This window comes from Citrobacter sp. CRE-46, assembly GCF_059615875.1.
Window position 1 is genome coordinate 3516947 of record NZ_CM184341.1, and the last position, 17380, is coordinate 3534326.

At 55.0% G+C, this 17380-nt stretch carries 16 protein-coding genes; 6 read left to right on the forward strand and 10 right to left on the reverse strand.

Translation table 11 applies throughout. The annotated features are described in order from the left end of the window. Nucleotides 1-49: 49 nt before the first annotated feature. Nucleotides 50-1339, forward strand: coding sequence for an adenosylmethionine--8-amino-7-oxononanoate transaminase (gene bioA / locus AC534G_RS17240; protein ID WP_038639031.1), 1290 nt, complete (start codon nt 50-52; stop codon nt 1337-1339). 57 nt (nt 1340-1396) lie between these two features. Next, complete coding sequence (locus tag AC534G_RS17245; RefSeq protein ID WP_038639028.1) at nt 1397-1873, forward strand: kinase inhibitor; 477 nt, start codon at nt 1397-1399, stop codon at nt 1871-1873. 95 nt (nt 1874-1968) lie between these two features. On the opposite strand, the gene hutH is transcribed toward AC534G_RS17245, so the two are convergent. The 5 genes from hutH to hutI all read right to left on the reverse strand — a co-directional run bounded on the left by hutH (nt 1969) and on the right by hutI (nt 8281). Continuing rightward, on the reverse strand, nt 1969-3489 hold the full coding sequence (gene hutH / locus AC534G_RS17250) for a histidine ammonia-lyase (protein WP_069323196.1): 1521 nt from the start codon (nt 3487-3489) through the stop codon (nt 1969-1971). Between the two features lies 1 nt (nt 3490). Beyond that, a complete protein-coding gene (gene hutU / locus AC534G_RS17255) occupies nt 3491-5176 on the reverse strand; it encodes a urocanate hydratase (protein WP_110498544.1) in 1686 nt (561 codons plus the stop codon). Between the two features lie 137 nt (nt 5177-5313). After that, nucleotides 5314-6033 carry a histidine utilization repressor gene (locus tag AC534G_RS17260; protein WP_038639017.1) on the reverse strand — a complete coding sequence of 240 codons (720 nt, stop codon included), beginning with the start codon at nt 6031-6033 and terminating at the stop codon, nt 5314-5316. 86 nt (nt 6034-6119) lie between these two features. Continuing rightward, nucleotides 6120-7061 carry a formimidoylglutamase gene (gene hutG / locus AC534G_RS17265; RefSeq protein ID WP_038639014.1) on the reverse strand — a complete coding sequence of 314 codons (942 nt, stop codon included), beginning with the start codon at nt 7059-7061 and terminating at the stop codon, nt 6120-6122. Continuing rightward, the gene (hutI, locus tag AC534G_RS17270) at nt 7058-8281 is read right to left on the reverse strand and encodes an imidazolonepropionase (protein ID WP_038639011.1); all 1224 of its coding nucleotides are present in this window, start codon (nt 8279-8281) and stop codon (nt 7058-7060) included. The genes hutG and hutI overlap by 4 nt, the downstream gene beginning before the upstream one ends. Nucleotides 8282-8505: 224 nt before the next feature. Here hutI and AC534G_RS17275 point away from each other — a divergent pair, with 224 nt between their 5' ends. Then, entirely contained in the window at nt 8506-9789 is a 1284-nt protein-coding gene (locus AC534G_RS17275) for a putative acyl-CoA thioester hydrolase (RefSeq protein ID WP_110498843.1), read from the forward strand. 82 nt (nt 9790-9871) lie between these two features. Here the strand turns inward: AC534G_RS17275 and pgl are convergent, their stop codons facing one another. After that, complete coding sequence (gene pgl, locus AC534G_RS17280) at nt 9872-10867, reverse strand: 6-phosphogluconolactonase (protein ID WP_038639009.1); 996 nt, start codon at nt 10865-10867, stop codon at nt 9872-9874. Between the two features lie 165 nt (nt 10868-11032). On the opposite strand from pgl, the gene AC534G_RS17285 reads away from it, so the two are divergent. Continuing rightward, nucleotides 11033-11851 carry a pyridoxal phosphatase gene (locus tag AC534G_RS17285; RefSeq protein ID WP_110498545.1) on the forward strand — a complete coding sequence of 273 codons (819 nt, stop codon included), beginning with the start codon at nt 11033-11035 and terminating at the stop codon, nt 11849-11851. Here the strand turns inward: AC534G_RS17285 and modC are convergent, their stop codons facing one another. The 4 genes from modC to AC534G_RS17305 form a co-directional block, all read right to left on the reverse strand. Then, nucleotides 11852-12910 (reverse strand): molybdenum ABC transporter ATP-binding protein ModC, encoded by a 1059-nt coding sequence (gene modC / locus AC534G_RS17290; protein ID WP_038638999.1) that lies wholly within the window; start codon nt 12908-12910, stop codon nt 11852-11854. Between the two features lie 2 nt (nt 12911-12912). Next, nucleotides 12913-13602: a molybdate ABC transporter permease subunit gene (modB, locus tag AC534G_RS17295; RefSeq protein ID WP_038638996.1), complete on the reverse strand. Its 690-nt coding sequence runs from the start codon at nt 13600-13602 to the stop codon at nt 12913-12915. After that, entirely contained in the window at nt 13602-14375 is a 774-nt protein-coding gene (modA, locus tag AC534G_RS17300) for a molybdate ABC transporter substrate-binding protein (protein WP_087857616.1), read from the reverse strand. Before modA ends, modB begins: the two co-directional genes overlap by 1 nt. 198 nt (nt 14376-14573) lie before the next feature. Continuing rightward, the gene (locus tag AC534G_RS17305; RefSeq protein WP_003023026.1) at nt 14574-14723 is read right to left on the reverse strand and encodes an AcrZ family multidrug efflux pump-associated protein; all 150 of its coding nucleotides are present in this window, start codon (nt 14721-14723) and stop codon (nt 14574-14576) included. Between the two features lie 130 nt (nt 14724-14853). Here AC534G_RS17305 and modE point away from each other — a divergent pair, with 130 nt between their 5' ends. Both modE and modF read left to right on the forward strand, forming a co-directional pair. After that, nucleotides 14854-15642: a molybdenum-dependent transcriptional regulator gene (gene modE / locus AC534G_RS17310; RefSeq protein WP_038638991.1), complete on the forward strand. Its 789-nt coding sequence runs from the start codon at nt 14854-14856 to the stop codon at nt 15640-15642. Nucleotides 15643-15709: 67 nt separating this feature from the next. After that, complete coding sequence (gene modF, locus AC534G_RS17315; RefSeq protein WP_085047484.1) at nt 15710-17182, forward strand: molybdate ABC transporter ATP-binding protein ModF; 1473 nt, start codon at nt 15710-15712, stop codon at nt 17180-17182. Nucleotides 17183-17380 lie beyond the last annotated feature (198 nt).

Consider the following 17380-nt stretch of genomic DNA (forward strand, 5'->3'; position numbering starts at 1 on the left):
GTGTAGACTCGTAAACCTAAATCTTTTTAATTTGGTTTACAAGTCGATTATGACAACGGATGATCTTGCGTTTGACCAACGCCATATCTGGCACCCTTACACTTCCATGACCTCCCCATTGCCGGTGTATCCGGTGGCGCGGGCCGAAGGTTGTGAACTGATTTTAGCCAGCGGCGAGCGGCTCATTGACGGGATGTCATCCTGGTGGGCGGCGATCCACGGTTACAATCATCCGCAGTTGAACGCCGCAATGAAAACGCAGATTGACGCCATGTCGCACGTGATGTTTGGCGGCATTACCCATGCCCCGGCCATTACGCTGTGTCGCCAACTGGTGGACATGACGCCAGAAGCGCTAGAGTGCGTTTTTCTCGCGGATTCAGGTTCGGTCGCGGTGGAAGTGGCGATGAAAATGGCGCTGCAATACTGGCAGGCCAAAGGGGAATCTCGTCAGCGTTTCCTGACATTTCGTAACGGCTATCACGGCGATACCTTCGGCGCGATGTCGGTCTGCGATCCCGACAACTCAATGCACAGTCTGTGGAAAGGGTATCTGCCGGAAAACCTGTTTGCGCCTGCGCCGCAAAGCCGCATGGGCGGCGAGTGGGACGAACTGGACATGGTGCCTTTTGCCCGCCTGATGGCCGCGCATCGTCACGAAATTGCGGCGGTGATCCTCGAGCCAATTGTGCAAGGCGCTGGCGGTATGCGCATGTACCATCCTGAGTGGTTAAAGCGTATCCGTAAGATGTGCGACCGGGAAGGCATCCTGCTGATTGCCGATGAGATTGCCACCGGATTTGGCCGCACCGGCAAGCTGTTTGCCTGTGAACACGCCGATATTACGCCGGATATTTTGTGCCTCGGCAAAGCATTAACCGGCGGAACGATGACCCTTTCCGCGACCCTGACCACCCGTCTGGTCGCAGAAACCATCAGCAACGGCGAAGCGGGCTGCTTCATGCACGGTCCGACCTTTATGGGCAATCCGCTGGCTTGTGCCGTCGCCTCCGCCAGCCTGTCGCTACTTAACACCGGCGAGTGGCGCTCGCAGGTCGCAGCCATTGAAGCGCAGTTGCGTGCAGAACTCGCCCCGGCGGCAGACTCCAGCCGGGTCGCCGACGTGCGCGTGCTCGGCGCAATCGGCGTGATAGAAACCACCCAGCCGGTAAATATGGCGGCACTACAGAAGTTCTTTGTCGAACAGGGCGTGTGGGTACGACCGTTTGGTAAGCTGATCTATCTGATGCCGCCGTACATTATCCAGCCCGAGCAGTTGCGCCGCCTTACGCAAGCCGTCAATGAGGCTGTGCGCCATGCAACATTTTTTAGCGATTAAACAGCGGTAAGCTCTACGGTTTCTGGCTACACTTTTTGGCTAACGAGAGGAGTCAGTATGAAACTAATCAGTAACGATCTGCGCGATGGGGAGAAGCTTGGGCATCGTCACGTCTTTAACGGCATGGGATATGACGGGGATAATATTTCCCCGCATCTGGCATGGGATGATGTGCCCGCCGGGACTAAGAGCTTTGTCGTGACCTGTTACGATCCTGATGCGCCCACCGGCTCCGGCTGGTGGCACTGGGTAGTCGTTAATCTGCCTGCGGATACCCGCGTTCTCACGCAAGGCTTCGGCTCCGGGCTGGTTGCACTGCCGGACGGGGTGATTCAGACCCGTACGGATTTTGGTAAAGCCGGTTATGGCGGCGCAGCGCCGCCGAAGGGGGAAACTCATCGCTATATCTTTACGGTTCACGCGCTGGATGTAGAGCGTATTGATGTCGATGAGGACGCCAGCGGCGCGATGGTTGGATTTAATGTTCACTTCCACTCGCTCGCCAGCGCCTCGATTACCGCAATGTTTAGTTAATCTCTGTTGGGCCGGATATCGGCTTCGCCTCATCCGGCCTACAAAGCAGATCGTAGGCCTGATAAGACGCGTTAGCGTCGCCATCAGGCAATTTTCTACAGAAATTCGGGCAGCAATTTCAACAACGTTCCTTGCGCTAACAGTTCGGTCGCGGACTCAATATCCGGGGCGAAAAAGCGATCCTGCGTATAGTGGGCAACCTGCTCGCGTAGCGCCTGGCGCGCCTGCTCCAGCAATGGACTTGAGGTTAACCCTTCACGTAGATCGATTCCCTGACACGCCGCCAGCCACTCGACGGCAATCACGCCGCGCGTATTCGCCGCCATCTCCCACAGCCTGCGACCCGCCGCCGGCGCCATAGACACATGATCCTCCTGGTTGGCGGAGGTCGGTAAGCTGTCTACACTGTGCGGATGCGCCAGCGCTTTGTTCTCGCTCGCCAGCGCGGCAGCCGTGACTTGCGCAATCATAAAGCCGGAGTTAACTCCGCCATTTTTCACCAGGAAAGGCGGCAGTTGCGACATGTGTTTATCCATCATTAACGCAATGCGTCGCTCCGATAATGCCCCGATTTCCGCAATCGCCAGCGCCAGGTTATCCGCCGCCATCGCCACGGGTTCAGCATGGAAGTTGCCGCCGGAAATCACATCGCCTTCTTCGGCAAACACCAGCGGGTTGTCGGAAACCGCGTTAGCTTCCACCAGCAGAACATCCATCACCTGGCGCATTTGCGTCAGACATGCCCCCATCACCTGCGGCTGACAGCGCAGAGAATACGGATCCTGTACTTTTTCACAGTTATGATGCGACTGCGAAAGCGCGCTGGAATCCGTCAACACATGGCGGTACAGCGCCGCGGCGTCAATCTGTCCGCGTTGTCCTCGCGCGGCATGAATCCGCGCATCAAACGGACGACGGGAGCCTAGCACGGCTTCGGTGGTCAGCGCCCCGCACACCGTCGCCGACGCAAACAGTTCCTGAGCTTCAATTAGCCCACGCAGCGCAAAAGCCGTCGAAGCCTGAGTCCCGTTAAGCAACGCCAGCCCTTCTTTCGCCTCCAGCGTTATAGGCTCCAGCCCGGCCTTTTTCAGCGCTTCGGTCGCCGGGAGCCATTCCCCCTGCCAGCGCGCCTTCCCTTCACCCAGCAGCGTCAGAGACATATGCGCCAACGGCGCCAGGTCACCCGATGCCCCCACTGAACCTTTCGCCGGGATCAGCGGATACACCCCGGCATTCACCAGCGCAATCAGCGCTTCAATCACGCTCAGGCGAATACCGGAAAAACCGCGCGCCAGGCTGTTGATTTTCAGCACCATAATCAGACGCACCATCGCGTCGTCCAGCGCCTCGCCGACGCCAGCCGCATGAGAAAGCACCAACGAGCGCTGTAAATTCTGCAAATCTTCTGTGGCGATACGGGTCTGCGCCAGTAGGCCAAAACCGGTATTAATGCCGTATGCCGTACGGCCTTCAGCAACAATGTTATTGACGCAGGCGACGCTTGCATTAATGGCGTCAATCGCGTTGGCATCAAGGCTTAGCTGGACCGGCTGCTGCCAGATGTCACGAAGTTGTGCAAAAGTCAGTTGGCCCGGCGTTAATGTCATGGTATTCATCTCAGCGTTTCCCCTGCGTCGCAGCGACCATCGGCAAATTCAGCCCTTCTTCAACGGCGCATTCCACCGCAATATCATATCCGGCGTCAGCGTGGCGCATTACACCGGTAGCCGGATCGTTATGCAATACCCGGGCAATACGCGCAGCGGCTTCATCGGTGCCATCACAAACAATGACCATCCCGGCATGCTGGGAGAAACCCATTCCCACTCCGCCGCCGTGGTGCAATGACACCCACGTCGCGCCGCTGGCGGTGTTCAGCAGCGCATTCAGCAGCGGCCAGTCGGATACGGCGTCAGACCCGTCGCGCATGGCTTCGGTTTCGCGGTTCGGGCTGGCAACGGAGCCGGAGTCCAGATGGTCACGACCAATAACAATTGGCGCGGACACTTCGCCGCTGCGCACCATTTCATTAAACGCCAGCCCCAGCTTCTGCCGCCATTCCAGGCCGACCCAGCAGATACGCGCCGGTAAGCCCTGGAAGTTAATCCGCTCACGCGCCATATCCAGCCAGTGATGCAGGTGTTTATCGTCAGCCACGATCTCTTTCACTTTGGCATCGGTTTTATAAATATCCTGCGGATCGCCGGAAAGCGCCACCCAGCGGAACGGGCCAATGCCACGGCAGAACAGCGGTCGAATATACGCTGGCACAAAACCGGGGAAATCAAAGGCGTTTTCCACGCCCATCTCTTTGGCCATCTGGCGAATGTTATTGCCGTAATCAAACGTCGGTACGCCCATTTTGCTAAACGCCAGCATCGCTTCGACATGCGTTGCCATTGAGCGTTTCGCCGCCTGCACCGTGCCCTGCGGATCGGACACCGCTTTCGCCTGATACTCTTCCCAGCTCCAGCCGGACGGCAGATAACCATGCAGCGGATCGTGGGCGCTGGTCTGGTCGGTCACCATATCCGGGCGCACACCACGCTTCACCAGCTCCGGCACAACGTCGGCGGCATTCGCGCACAGCGCAATGGAAACCGCTTTCCCTTCGCGGGTGTACTTATCGATACGCGCCAGCGCATCGTCCAGCGATGTCGCCTGCTCGTCCACGTAACGGGTACGCAGACGGAAATCAATGCGGCTTTGCTGACATTCAATATTCAGCGAGCATGCGCCCGCCAGCGTCGCGGCTAACGGCTGCGCCCCGCCCATGCCGCCCAGCCCGGCGGTTAACACCCAGCGTCCGCTCAGGTTACCCTGATAATGCTGACGTCCGGCCTCAACGAAGGTTTCATACGTCCCCTGCACGATGCCCTGGCTGCCGATGTAGATCCAACTCCCGGCGGTCATCTGACCGTACATCGCCAGCCCTTTGGCATCCAGCTCGTTAAAGTGTTCCCAGGTTGCCCAGTGCGGAACCAGGTTGGAGTTAGCAATCAGTACGCGCGGGGCATTGTCATGGGTTTTGAACACACCGACCGGTTTACCCGATTGGACCAGCAGGGTCTCATCGCTCTCCAGTTGCGTCAGCGCATTGACGATGGCGTCGTAACACGCCCAGTCACGTGCAGCGCGACCAATCCCGCCGTATACCACCAGCTCATGCGGATTTTCCGCCACGTCGGGATCCAGGTTGTTCATTAACATGCGCAGCGGCGCTTCGGTCAGCCAGCATTTGGCCGTTAAGGTAGTGCCACGCGGGGCACGAATATCCTGCTGACGATATTTGCTATGGGACATGACAGAAAACTCCTCGCGAACGTCGGATAGATAAGTAACATATACTTGTCTATACAAGTTGCCGCAAGGGTGATTTTAACAATTAAGATACATTTTTATTATATTGCGTCAGCAATCACGGTTTTGGTATCCCGACATCAGGACATAAACCGTCCTTGCAGGCGATAGCGGGAACCCGGAAACAGCAAACGGGCATGAGAGACAATGGATGATGCGGACCAGGTTTTGCGGCGGATCAGCAAGCAGGGATCGTGTTCTTTGATTTTCAGCAGCGCGCACTCTTCCGCACTGGCGCGTACCGCTTCGACAATGTGCTCACCTTCCGTTAAGGGGGCGATCAGCGACAGGTAAGCGTGAGGCGTGGTCTGGCTGTAATCCTGCGCCAGATACTCCGGCACAATCTCCGCATTCACACAGCGATCTTCAATTTGTACCGGCAAATCGTTCTCGTAGTGCACCATGATGGAGTGAAAAATGGGGGTGCCTTCTTTAACGTTTAACACTAAAGCCTGCTGCGCATTTGCCTGGGTTCTTTCCAGCGTCAGAACCTCACAGCGGTGCTGATGCTGACGCGCGTTGATTTCATCCGCAATACTGCGAATTTCAAACAGCGCAGACTGGCCTTTTGGCTCGGCGACAAACGTCCCCACCCCCTGCAAACGCACCAGCAACCCCTCATCCGTTAACTCACGCAGCGCCCGATTGATGGTCATGCGGCTAAAACCATACTGTGCCACCAGCTCTGCCTCAGACGGGATACGATCGTGAGCTTGCCAGATACCGCTGGCAATCTTTTCGCTGATCTCCTGCTTTACCTTTTCGTAAAAAGGAGCTGGAGCAGAACGGGATGGGAGCATGCGTGTGCCTTCCTTAAGCTGAAATGTGAATGGGTATAGTTTACAGACATTACCCGAACCTGATAAGCGTAACGCCCTCAGGCATGTCAGCGCCACCAGTGCGCGATTTGCCAGCCTAATCGCGCCGCAACGCGTGCCGCTCTGCCATCATCGTCAAAGCGTGGATTAAATTCAACCATATCTACCGCCTGCAGTTTACCGCTACGACAAAGGGGTTCAATCAGCCCCAACAGCGTCGCCAACGGTACGCCCAGCGCGGCGGGCGCTGACACCGCGGGCATTTCCCAAACCGGCAGTACGTCAAGGTCGATAGTCAGATAGATGACATCCGCGCCAGAGGCAAACTGCGCCAGTTGGGCCTGTGCCGAATCACAGTGCAAATCTTCCACCACGGTGACACCAAGCCGCTGCGCTTCATCCCACAGCGCCTGGGTATTTGCCGCCCGACTGACGCCGATACAGGCATAGTGAAATCCGCGTTGCTGTTCATCGCAAAGGTGTGCCAGCTGGCGAAACGGCGTACCAGATGTGGCCTGTTCGGCATGACGCAAATCGAGATGCGCGTCGAGATTGATGATGCCCACTTTTGCCTGCGGGAACGCATCCAGCACGCCAGCGCCATGGGCAAACGCGGTTTCGTGTCCTCCCCCCAGTACCAGGGTACGCATTTTCGCCTGCTGACAGCGCTGTACCGCCTTGCGTAGCGCTTGCTGCGCCCCCTCAAGATCGGGGGCCTGCGCCACAATATTCCCCAGATCCACCAGCCGCTGATGCCCGTCGTGACTGGCTAAATTCGCCAGCGCTTTACGTAGCGCATCTGGCGCTCCGGCGGCTCCCGTACGCCCCTGATTACGTTTAACGCCTTCATCACAGGCAAAACCAAGTAGCGCTATCTGCTCAGAGTGCATTTCCGGTGAAAACGCCGGACTCAGCGTGATAGTCTGAAACAGGCGCAGCGCAGTCGGCGACTCGGCGCGGTCATCTCGCCCCTGCCATAGCGCAGGAGACGCAGGTTGCCAGTTAGTCATGCAGGTTGTCCTTTGAATACACGTTGGTAGAGCGGGTTACGCCCGGGCTCATAGAGGATCTCGACCGGGAGTTCGGCATCCCACACCACAAAATCAGCCACAAACCCGGCCTTCAATTGACCGTGAGAGGCATGACGTCCCAGCGCCCGGGCCGCATGACGGGTGACGCCAGCCCACGCTTCTTCCGGCGTTAAGCCAAACTGGACGCAAGCCATATTCATCGCCCAGTGCAGACTGATAAACGGACTGGTGCCAGGGTTGAAGTCGGTCGCCACCGCCATCGGCACCTGATATTGCCGTAACAGCTCTACCGGCGGACGCTGTTGCTCATTGAGGAAATAGAAAGCGCCGGGCAACAACACCCCAACCGTACCGCTTTGGCTCATCGCCGCCACGCCCGCTTCATCGAGATATTCAATATGATCGGCGGATAAACCGTGGTAGCGGCTCACCAACTGGGCGCCGCCGAGCAGTGACAGTTGTTCAACATGCGCTTTGATCGGGATGCCCAGCGCCTGCGCGGCCTGAAACACCCGCTCACTCTGCGCCAGCGTAAAACCGACGCTTTCACAGAACAGATCGACGGTCTCGAATAGCCCTTGCTCCCACAACTGCGGCAAAATCGTCTCGCACACCAGCGTAATATAGCCGTCAGGATCGCCCCGGTATTCCGCCGGGGTAGCATGGGCAGCCAACAGCGTCGGGCTTATTTCAATCACATCCTCCGCCGCCAGCGCTGCCACCACACGTAATATTTTCTCTTCTGTCTGCAAATCCAGACCATAACCAGACTTTATTTCCAGTAGCGTAACGCCTTCTTTGATTAACCTCTCCATTCTCTGATGCGCTATATGAAGAAGTTGTTCATCAGTGGCGCTACGGGTCGCCGACACGGTGGCATTAATACCGCCCCCCTGGGCGCTTATCTGCTGATAGGAAACACCGTTAAGCCGCTGCTCCCATTCACCTGCGCGATTCCCGCCAAAGACCAGGTGCGTATGGCAGTCGATCAGGCCAGGCGTCACCAGCCGGCCCTGCATATCAAAGGTATTGTCATGTGTGAGGTATAACGAAGACTCCGGCACAATAGCGCGAATCTTACCCTGGCGGACGATCAACGCATGTCCATCCACCAGCCCATACGGGTTATCACGTTCAGGATCCATGGTCGCCAGGCGAACATTGCGCCAGATAACATCATCAGGGAAGAATTGCTGCATTTGACTCACCACTTGTCATAGGTTGTATAGACATTTATTTTTGATTCGGCGGATGTTGTCAACCTGGATGAGCATAATTGTTATCTATTTGTGATATAAGGTCTCTCCGCGCCGGGCATTACGGCGATAAAAAAGAACTTTTTACCTTTTAACCTTCCCGTTTCGCTCAACTTAGTATAAAAAAGCAGGCTTCAATGGATAACTTTCAAAGCCCGGAGCAACCTGTGAACATATCATCAGTTTCCCGTCTGGCGCTGGCAATGGCTTTTGGCGTGACGCTGACCGCCTGTAGCTCTACACCGCCCGATCAAATTCCTTCCGATCAGACCGCGCCAGGCACCGCTTCGCGCCCGATTCTGTCGGCCAATGAAGCGAAAAACTTCGTCGCCGCGCACTATTTTTCCGCGCTGACGCCAAACACCGCGCCGTGGAGCCCTTCTGCTATTACTTTGCCCGCGCAGCCTGACTTTGTCGTTGGCCCGGCAGGTACCCAGGGCGTGACGCATACCAGCATTCAGGCCGCGGTTGATGCGGCAATCATCAAACGTACCAACAAACGTCAGTACATCGCGATCATGCCGGGCGAATATCAGGGCACGGTCTATATCCCGGCAGCGACAGGTAGCCTGACGCTTTACGGTACTGGCGAAAAACCGCTGGATGTGAAAATTGGCCAGGCCATTGACGGTGATATGAGCACCGCTGACTGGCGTCGTACGGTGAACCCGGGCGGTAAATATATGCCGGGCAAACCAGCATGGTATATGTTTGATAATTGCCAGAGCAAGCGCGGCACCAATATTGGCGTGATGTGTTCTGCGGTCGTTTGGTCGCAAAATAACGGTCTGCAATTGCAGAACCTGACCATTGAAAACAACCTCGGTGATAGCGTTGATGCAGGGAACCATCCGGCAGTCGCACTGCGTACCGATGGCGATAAAGTACAGATCAACGACGTCAACATCCTGGGTCGCCAGAACACCTTCTTCGTGACCAATAGCGGCGTACAAAACCGTCTGGAAAACGATCGTCAGCCGCGTACGCTGGTGACGAACAGCTACATTGAAGGCGATGTGGATATCGTGTCTGGTCGTGGCGCGGTGGTATTCGATAACACCGATTTCCGCGTTGTGAACTCCCGTACCCAGCAGGAAGCGTACGTGTTTGCACCGGCTACCCTGTCAAACATCTACTACGGTTTCCTGGCTATCAATAGCCGCTTCACGGCAAGTGGTGATGGCGTGGCGCAACTGGGCCGCTCGCTGGATGTTGATTCTAACACCAATGGACAGGTGGTTATTCGCGACAGCGTGATTAACGAAGGCTTTAACATGGCGAAACCGTGGGCTGACAGCGTTATCTCAAAACATCCCTTTACCGGTAATACCGGCGCGGAAGATGATAAAGGCGAAATCCAGCGCAACCTGAACGACACCAATTTCAACCGCATGTGGGAATACAACAACCGCGGTATTGGTAGCAAAGTGGTTGCAGAGCCTAAGCAGTAATTGCCATTCTCTGATGTAAACCCGGCAGACTCATGCTCTGCCGGGCAATGTGCCGGATACTCATCCGGCATTAGACGCAATATTAGTACGCGTTAACCACCACCCACATCGGGCCTTGTCCTACCGCGTAACGACCTTTCTCCGTCAGCAATCCTTGTTCGCCAGCAATCTCGTACACCGCGATGTGATGAGATTTTTGCCCGGCGGCAATCAGGTATTTACCGCTGTGGTCGATATTAAAACCGCGTGGTTGCGTTTCGGTCGGCTGGAAGCCTTCTTTAGTCAGCACGCTTCCGTCTTCTGAGACGCTAAACACCGTAATCAGACTGGCGGTACGATCGCAGGCATACAAATGACGACCATCCGGCGTAATATGAATATCTGCCGCCCATCGGGTATCGGAGAAATCAGCAGGCATCATATCCAGCGTCTGTACGCATTCAATTTTGCCGTGCGGATCTTTCAGTTCCCAGACGTCAACAGAGCTGTTCAGCTCATTCACGCAATAGGCGTATTGCTTATTCGGATGGAACACCATATGACGCGGACCCGCGCCTTCCACGGTGGTCACTTCTGCCGGCTCCTGCGCGACCAGATGACCATCATCACTGACGTCAAACAGACAGATACGATCCTGTTTCAATGCCGGAACCCACAGAGTACGGTTATCCGGAGAGATGTTGGCCGAGTGGCAACCATCCAGACCGTCAACCACATCCAGGAGCTCCACCGGCAGACCATTTTCCAGACGCGTGACGCTGACGCTGCCCGCATTATAGGAACCGACAAACACGAAGCGCCCCTGATGATCGGTAGAAATATGCGTCGGACTACCCGGCAGCGCAGACTCCGCAACGAAGGTCAGCGCACCGTCATCAGGCGCAATACGATATGCCAGAACACGAAACTCCGGACGCACACCGACATAGAGATAGCGCTTATCCGGGCTGACGACCATCGGCTGTACCTGACCCGGTACATCAACCACCTGGGTCAGCGTCAAAGACCCATCGTGATTCAGGCTCCAGACATGAATTTGCTGACTCTCAGGACTGGCGGTATAAACGGTTTGTTTCATGAATACTCCTTTGCTTGTTGGCAGGTGGCTGCAATTGCCTGACACACGCCTAAGGTAGACGCTTTTAACGGTGAATGCTTAATCAAGACTCAGAATTTTGTCCGGCTCCCGTCTCGGTGTACCATTCCAGCAGACACAATTCTCAACCTTAATCTGGAAAAACCTATGACCGCACGCGTGATTGCCCTGGATTTAGACGGTACCTTGCTGACCCCGAAAAAGACCTTGTTGCCATCCTCTCTTGAAGCGCTCTCACGCGCCAGAGAAGCAGGCTACCAACTTATCATTGTCACAGGTCGCCATCACGTTGCTATTCATCCTTTTTATCAGGCACTGGCGCTGGATACACCTGCAATTTGCTGCAACGGCACTTACTTGTATGATTATCATGCAAAAAAGGTACTGGAATCCGATCCTCTCCCGGTTGACCAGGCATTGCAGCTCATCGAAATGCTGGATGAACATCAAATTCATGGACTGATGTATGTTGACGAGGCCATGCTGTATGAGCGTCCGACCGGGCATGTGGTGCGTACCGCTAACTGGGCGCAAACGCTACCGCCGGAACAGCGCCCAACCTTCACCCAGGTTCCTTCGCTGTCGCAGGCCGCGCATGATGTCAACGCCGTGTGGAAATTTGCCCTGACCGACGAAGATATTCCAAAACTGCAGCAGTTTGGTAAAGACGTTGAACAACAACTGGGGCTGGAGTGTGAATGGTCCTGGCATGATCAAGTCGACATTGCCCGTAAAGGTAACAGCAAAGGGCGACGTCTTACTCAGTGGATCGAAGCGCAGGGTGGGTCAATGGAAAATGTGATCGCCTTTGGCGACAACTTTAACGATATCAGCATGCTGGAAGCCGCAGGCACCGGCGTGGCGATGGGTAACGCTGATGACGCGGTCAAAGCCCGCGCCAACATCGTGATTGGTGACAATACCACCGACAGCATCGCGAAGTTTATCTACACCCACCTGCTGTAATCAGGCGGTGATCGACACGCTCTTAATTTGCGCGTACAGCCACAGGCCAGGTTTGATGCCAAGCTCATCCCTGGCCCACGGGCTGATCCTCGCCCACAGCGTTTTCCCGCCCACCTCAAGCTGCACTTCCACCTGACCGTTATCGTCATAGCACTGGGCGACCTTCGCACGCAGTATGTTACGAATACTGGTCTGCTGCGGCGGCTGGAGTACCAGCGAAACATCAGACGCCTGAATGCGAATGCGCAGCACGGATTGCAGCGGCTGCTCAAGCTTGTTGACCCACAGATGCTGATCGCCCAGCGCCAGCGCGGTCATCGCATAGTGAGGATGATGCTCCAGCACGCTGACTTTCAGAATACTGCTCTGCTGTTCTTTCGGCAGCCAGGGGTGCATTACGCTACTCCCCCAGACGTCCTCCAGCGAACCAAATGCTTTGACCTGCCCGTTTTCCAGCACCATCACTTTGTCTGCCAGGTGCAAAATTTCATCAAGCGAGTGGCTGACATACAACATCGGAATATTAATTTCACGCGCCAGACGTTGCAGATAAGGTAGCAGTTCGCGTTTGCGCGGAATATCCAGTGAGGCTAACGGTTCATCAAGCAGCAATAACTCTGGCGCGGTAAGCAGCGCCCGACCAATAGCAACGCGCTGTTTTTCGCCGCCGGAAAGACTTCCCGGTAGGCGATCGAGCAGCGGTTCAATGCCCAGCAGCGCCACCAGCTTATCAAACTGCCCGGCCATGCTTTTCGCCATACCGTAACGCAGGTTACCGCGCACCTTATAATGGGGAAACAGACGCGCATCCTGGAATACATAACCCACCCGACGCTTTTCAGGCGTTAAGCAGATTCCGTTTTCAACATCGTTTAACACCCGACCGTTAAGCACAATACGTCCGGACTGCGGCTGCGTCAGACCGCTGATGGCGTTAATCAGCGACGTTTTTCCCGCGCCGGAGACACCAAAAATAGCGGTAATCCCACTGGCAGGCAGCGTTTCGTTGAGCGTCAGGCAATGGGTTCCCAACGTCTGGGAGAAGTTAAGTTCCAGCATGATTATCGCCCCGTCCGCTCACGGCTAATACGCGCCAACCATTCAGAAATCAGCAGTGAAATCAGCGCCAACACAATAGAAATAATGCATAATCTTGCCGCTGCGCTTTCGCCGCCAGGCGTTTGGATCAGGGTATACATCGCCGAGGGGATAGTGCGGGTTTCGCCAGGAATATTGGAGACAAAGGTAATCGTTGCGCCGAATTCCCCGAGGGAACGCGCGAACGCCAGCACCGTCCCGACAATAATGCCGGGCAACATCAGCGGTAAGGTAATGGTCATGAATACGCGCCAGCGTCCGGCCCCGAGCGTTCGGGCAGCCTGCTCCAGCTTGACGTCGACACCTTCCAGCGCCAGACGAATTGCCCGTACCATAAGAGGGAAAGACATCACCGCCGCAGCCAGCACCGCACCGCGCCAGCTAAAGGCAAAGGTGATGCCAAACCAGTCATACAGCCGCTCGCCGATAAATCCGCGCCGCCCCATGGCGACTAACAGCAGATACCCCACCACCACCGGCGGCAGCACCAACGGCAAATGCAAAACGCTGTCGAGCAGCGCTTTGCCCGGGAAGGTGCATCGCACAAGCAGCCAGGCAAAGAAGATCCCAAACGGCAGACTAAACAACACGGCCAGGGAAGAAACTTTCAGGCTCAGTATGACGGCCTGCCATTCAGGATCGGTCAGTATCATTACTTGGTCGTAAATCCATAACGTTTAAAAATTTCAGCAGCCTGCGGTCCTTTCAGGTAATCATAGAACGCGCTGACCGTTGCGTTTTTGTGCCCATCAACAATCGCGATAGGGTATTCCACTTTTTTGTGTGAATCTTCCGGGAAGGTCGCGACAACCTTGACGCCTTTGCTGGCGACAGCATCGGAACCATAGACGATCCCCAGCGGCGCTTCGTTACGTTCCACCAGCGCCAGCGCACCGCGAACGTCTTCCGCAGGTGCCAGTTTCGGCGCCAGAGTATCCCATGCGCCCAGTTTTTGCAGTGCTTCCTTGGCATAAATGCCTGCCGGAACATGTTCCGGATCGCCGACAGCCAGGCGTCCACCATTCAGCAAATGGGTCCAGTTGGTTTTACTGTCGATAGTAAAGTCTTGCTGGGCGCTGGCTTTCGGCGCCACCACCACCAGACTGTTGCCTAACAGCGTTGCACGCGTGGCGGTATCCATCGATTTTTTATCGACCGCATAATCCATCCATTTCTGATCGGCAGAAATAAACAGGTCAGCAGGCGCGCCTGCTTCAATCTGACGCGCCAGCGTAGAAGAAGAGGCAAAAGAGGAGACGACGTCAACGTTCTTCTCTTTTTTGTATTGCGTCGCAATATCCTGCATCGCGTTGGTGAGCGAAGCCGCTGCGAATACCGTGATTTTCCCTTCATCCGCCAATGCATGTCCTGCGACAGAAAGAGAAAGCGTCGCCCCTGCAAACAAGCGTAACCATGTGCGTGCCATCTGTAGCTCCTTTGAGTTTCGTTATGTACGCGCAAATATAACGGTTAAGCCAGAATTTTCCCAGCGGTTATTGATACCAATTAGAGGTTACGCCATGAAAATATCGGCACGAGAAGCAGGATCTTGAGAAACTGTTGTCTGTGAAAACGAGCTGAAAGGCAAAAATATAAACGCCCGACTGAGCGGGCGTTTGGGGAATCAATGATTCTGTCTGGACTGGTCTTTCTGACCGATACCGGAAAAAATGTTGAACACTTCACCCAATCCGTAAATCAGACCCAGAATGATGGCCATCACCACAGGTACCATGATTACGGCGAATACCAGACTTTTCAATAACTCTAACATGGTCAACTCCAGATATAGTCCTTAGTTGTATTCTAACCACATCACGCAGAAAAGCACTCCCCTTTTGTGCGGTTGGCTTTGCGCACACACGGTTTTCCGTCACAATACCCTTTTTTGCCAGGAGCTTGTGATGCAGGCCGAAATCCTTCTTACGCTGAAACTTCAGCAAAAACTGTTTGCCGATCCCCGTCGCATTTCTCTGCTCAAGCACATTGCGCTTTCCGGCTCCATCAGTCAGGGCGCGAAGGATGCGGGTATCAGTTATAAAAGCGCCTGGGACGCGATTAACGAAATGAACCAGCTCAGTGAGCAAACGCTGGTTGAGCGTGCCACCGGCGGTAAAGGCGGCGGCGGCGCGGTGTTGACGCGTTACGGCCAGCGTCTGATCCAACTGTATGATTTGCTCGCACAAATTCAACAAAAAGCGTTTGATGTGTTGAGCGATGACGATGCGCTGCCGCTCAATAGCCTGCTGGCAGCCATTTCCCGCTTTTCACTGCAAACCAGCGCCCGTAACCAATGGTTTGGCACGATTACCGCTCGCGACCACGATCAGGTTCAACAGCATGTAGACGTCCTGTTGGCCGATGGCGAAACGCGTCTGAAAGTCGCGATTACTGCGCAAAGCGGTGAGCGTTTGGGTCTTGAGGAAGGTAAAGAAGTATTAATTCTGTTGAAAGCACCGTGGGTAGGCATTACCCAGGACGAGGCTATCGCTCAGGCCGCTGATAATCAGTTGCATGGAATGATCAGTCATATCGAACGTGGCGCAGAACAATGTGAGGTGTTAATGACGTTGCCAGACGGCCAGACGCTGTGTGCGACGCTGCCAGTGGAGCAGACTCACGCTTTAGCGGAAGGTGCTAACGCAACAGCATATTTTAATGCTGACAAAGTGATTATTGCGACGCTGTGCTGAGTTAATTGACATTAGCCTGAAGAACACGTATCCCTGTCATTAATTGCTGCAAATAATGGGATACAAAATGTCATCATTGCAAATTTCGCAAGGCACGTTTCGTCTTAGCGACACAAAAACGCTCCAGTTAGATGCGTTGACATTACACGCGGGTGATAGCTGGGCGTTTGTGGGCTCTAACGGCAGCGGGAAATCCGCGCTGGCCCGTGCGCTGGCAGGAGAATTGCCGCTACTGAAAGGTGAGCGGCACTGTCAGTTTACACGTATTACCCGACTCTCCTTCGAGCAGCTACAAAAGCTGGTCAGCGACGAGTGGCAGCGAAACAACACCGATCTTCTCAGCCCCGGTGAAGATGACACCGGGCGTACCACCGCAGAAATCATTCAGGATGAGGTCAACGACCCCACTCGCTGCGCTGCGCTGGCGCAGCAGTTTGGTATTTCTTCCCTGCTCAACAGGCGTTTCAAATACCTTTCCACCGGTGAAACACGCAAAACCCTGCTCTGTCAGGCGTTAATGTCCGCACCGGATTTACTGATCCTTGATGAGCCTTTTGACGGGCTGGACGTGGCGTCCCGTCGCCAGTTAGCAGAACTGCTCGCTGAACTGCACCAGACCGGTTTTACGCTGGTACTGGTGCTTAACCGCTTTGATGAGATTCCCGAGTTCGTGCAATTTGCCGGCGTACTTGCCGATTGCACGTTGACTGAAACCGGCGCAAAAGCAGACCTCCTGCAACAGGCATTAATCGCTCAACTTGCCCACAGTGAACGCCTGGAAGGCATCCAATTACCCGAGCCGGACGAGCCTTCGGTCCGTCGCACGCTGTCCGATAACGAACCGCGTATTGTGCTTAACGATGGCACCGTCTCGTATAACGATCGCCCTATCCTGCATCATCTGAGCTGGCAGGTAAATCCGGGGGAACACTGGCAAATCGTCGGCCCCAACGGAGCGGGAAAATCAACCCTACTGAGTTTAATCACCGGCGATCACCCCCAGGGTTACAGCAACGATTTAACGCTGTTTGGCCGCCGCCGGGGTAGTGGTGAAACTATCTGGGATATTAAAAAACACATCGGCTACGTCAGCAGTAGCCTGCATCTCGATTACCGGGTCAGTACGACGGTACGCAACGTGATTCTCTCCGGCTACTTTGACTCAATCGGCATCTATCAGGCCGTCTCTGACAGACAGCACAAACTGGTCCAGCAGTGGCTGGATATTCTGGGCATGGATAAACGTACCGCGGATGCGCCGTTCCACAGTCTTTCCTGGGGGCAGCAACGGCTGGCGTTGATTGTGCGTGCGCTGGTTAAACACCCGACTCTGTTAATCCTCGACGAGCCTTTGCAAGGCCTGGACCCGCTCAATCGCCAACTGATTCGTCGGTTTGTGGATGTACTGATCGGTGAAGGCGAAACCCAACTGCTGTTTGTCTCCCACCATGCTGAAGACGCCCCGGCCTGCATTACCCATCGACTGGAGTTTGTGCCCGAGGGTGATGTCTACGCCTATCAACAAACCTCTCTGCGTTAATTTTCATTTGAGGGCGTTTAACACGCCCTTTTTTCTGCATTTTTTTCAGATAAACTCCGAGATAACAACTTAACCTGAGGATTTAAAATAAAATAACCAATGAAAACGAGTGAAAGCATCACCGTGTAAACGATTCCACTAATTTATTCCATGTCACACTTTTCGCATCTTTGGTATGCTATGGTTATTGCATACCAT

What these genes read in the sequence shown, in the direction of transcription:
- bioA (WP_038639031.1), top strand. Translation starts at nt 50, where the DNA reads ATGACAACGGATGATCTTGCGTTTGACCAACGCCATATCTGGCACCCT.
- AC534G_RS17245 (WP_038639028.1), top strand. Translation starts at nt 1,397, where the DNA reads ATGAAACTAATCAGTAACGATCTGCGCGATGGGGAGAAGCTTGGGCAT.
- hutH (WP_069323196.1), bottom strand. Translation starts at nt 3,489, where the DNA reads ATGAATACCATGACATTAACGCCGGGCCAACTGACTTTTGCACAACTT.
- hutU (WP_110498544.1), bottom strand. Translation starts at nt 5,176, where the DNA reads ATGTCCCATAGCAAATATCGTCAGCAGGATATTCGTGCCCCGCGTGGC.
- AC534G_RS17260 (WP_038639017.1), bottom strand. Translation starts at nt 6,033, where the DNA reads ATGCTCCCATCCCGTTCTGCTCCAGCTCCTTTTTACGAAAAGGTAAAG.
- hutG (WP_038639014.1), bottom strand. Translation starts at nt 7,061, where the DNA reads ATGACTAACTGGCAACCTGCGTCTCCTGCGCTATGGCAGGGGCGAGAT.
- hutI (WP_038639011.1), bottom strand. Translation starts at nt 8,281, where the DNA reads ATGCAGCAATTCTTCCCTGATGATGTTATCTGGCGCAATGTTCGCCTG.
- pgl (WP_038639009.1), bottom strand. Translation starts at nt 10,867, where the DNA reads ATGAAACAAACCGTTTATACCGCCAGTCCTGAGAGTCAGCAAATTCAT.
- AC534G_RS17285 (WP_110498545.1), top strand. Translation starts at nt 11,033, where the DNA reads ATGACCGCACGCGTGATTGCCCTGGATTTAGACGGTACCTTGCTGACC.
- modC (WP_038638999.1), bottom strand. Translation starts at nt 12,910, where the DNA reads ATGCTGGAACTTAACTTCTCCCAGACGTTGGGAACCCATTGCCTGACG.
- modB (WP_038638996.1), bottom strand. Translation starts at nt 13,602, where the DNA reads ATGATACTGACCGATCCTGAATGGCAGGCCGTCATACTGAGCCTGAAA.
- modA (WP_087857616.1), bottom strand. Translation starts at nt 14,375, where the DNA reads ATGGCACGCACATGGTTACGCTTGTTTGCAGGGGCGACGCTTTCTCTT.
- AC534G_RS17305 (WP_003023026.1), bottom strand. Translation starts at nt 14,723, where the DNA reads ATGTTAGAGTTATTGAAAAGTCTGGTATTCGCCGTAATCATGGTACCT.
- modE (WP_038638991.1), top strand. Translation starts at nt 14,854, where the DNA reads ATGCAGGCCGAAATCCTTCTTACGCTGAAACTTCAGCAAAAACTGTTT.
- modF (WP_085047484.1), top strand. Translation starts at nt 15,710, where the DNA reads ATGTCATCATTGCAAATTTCGCAAGGCACGTTTCGTCTTAGCGACACA.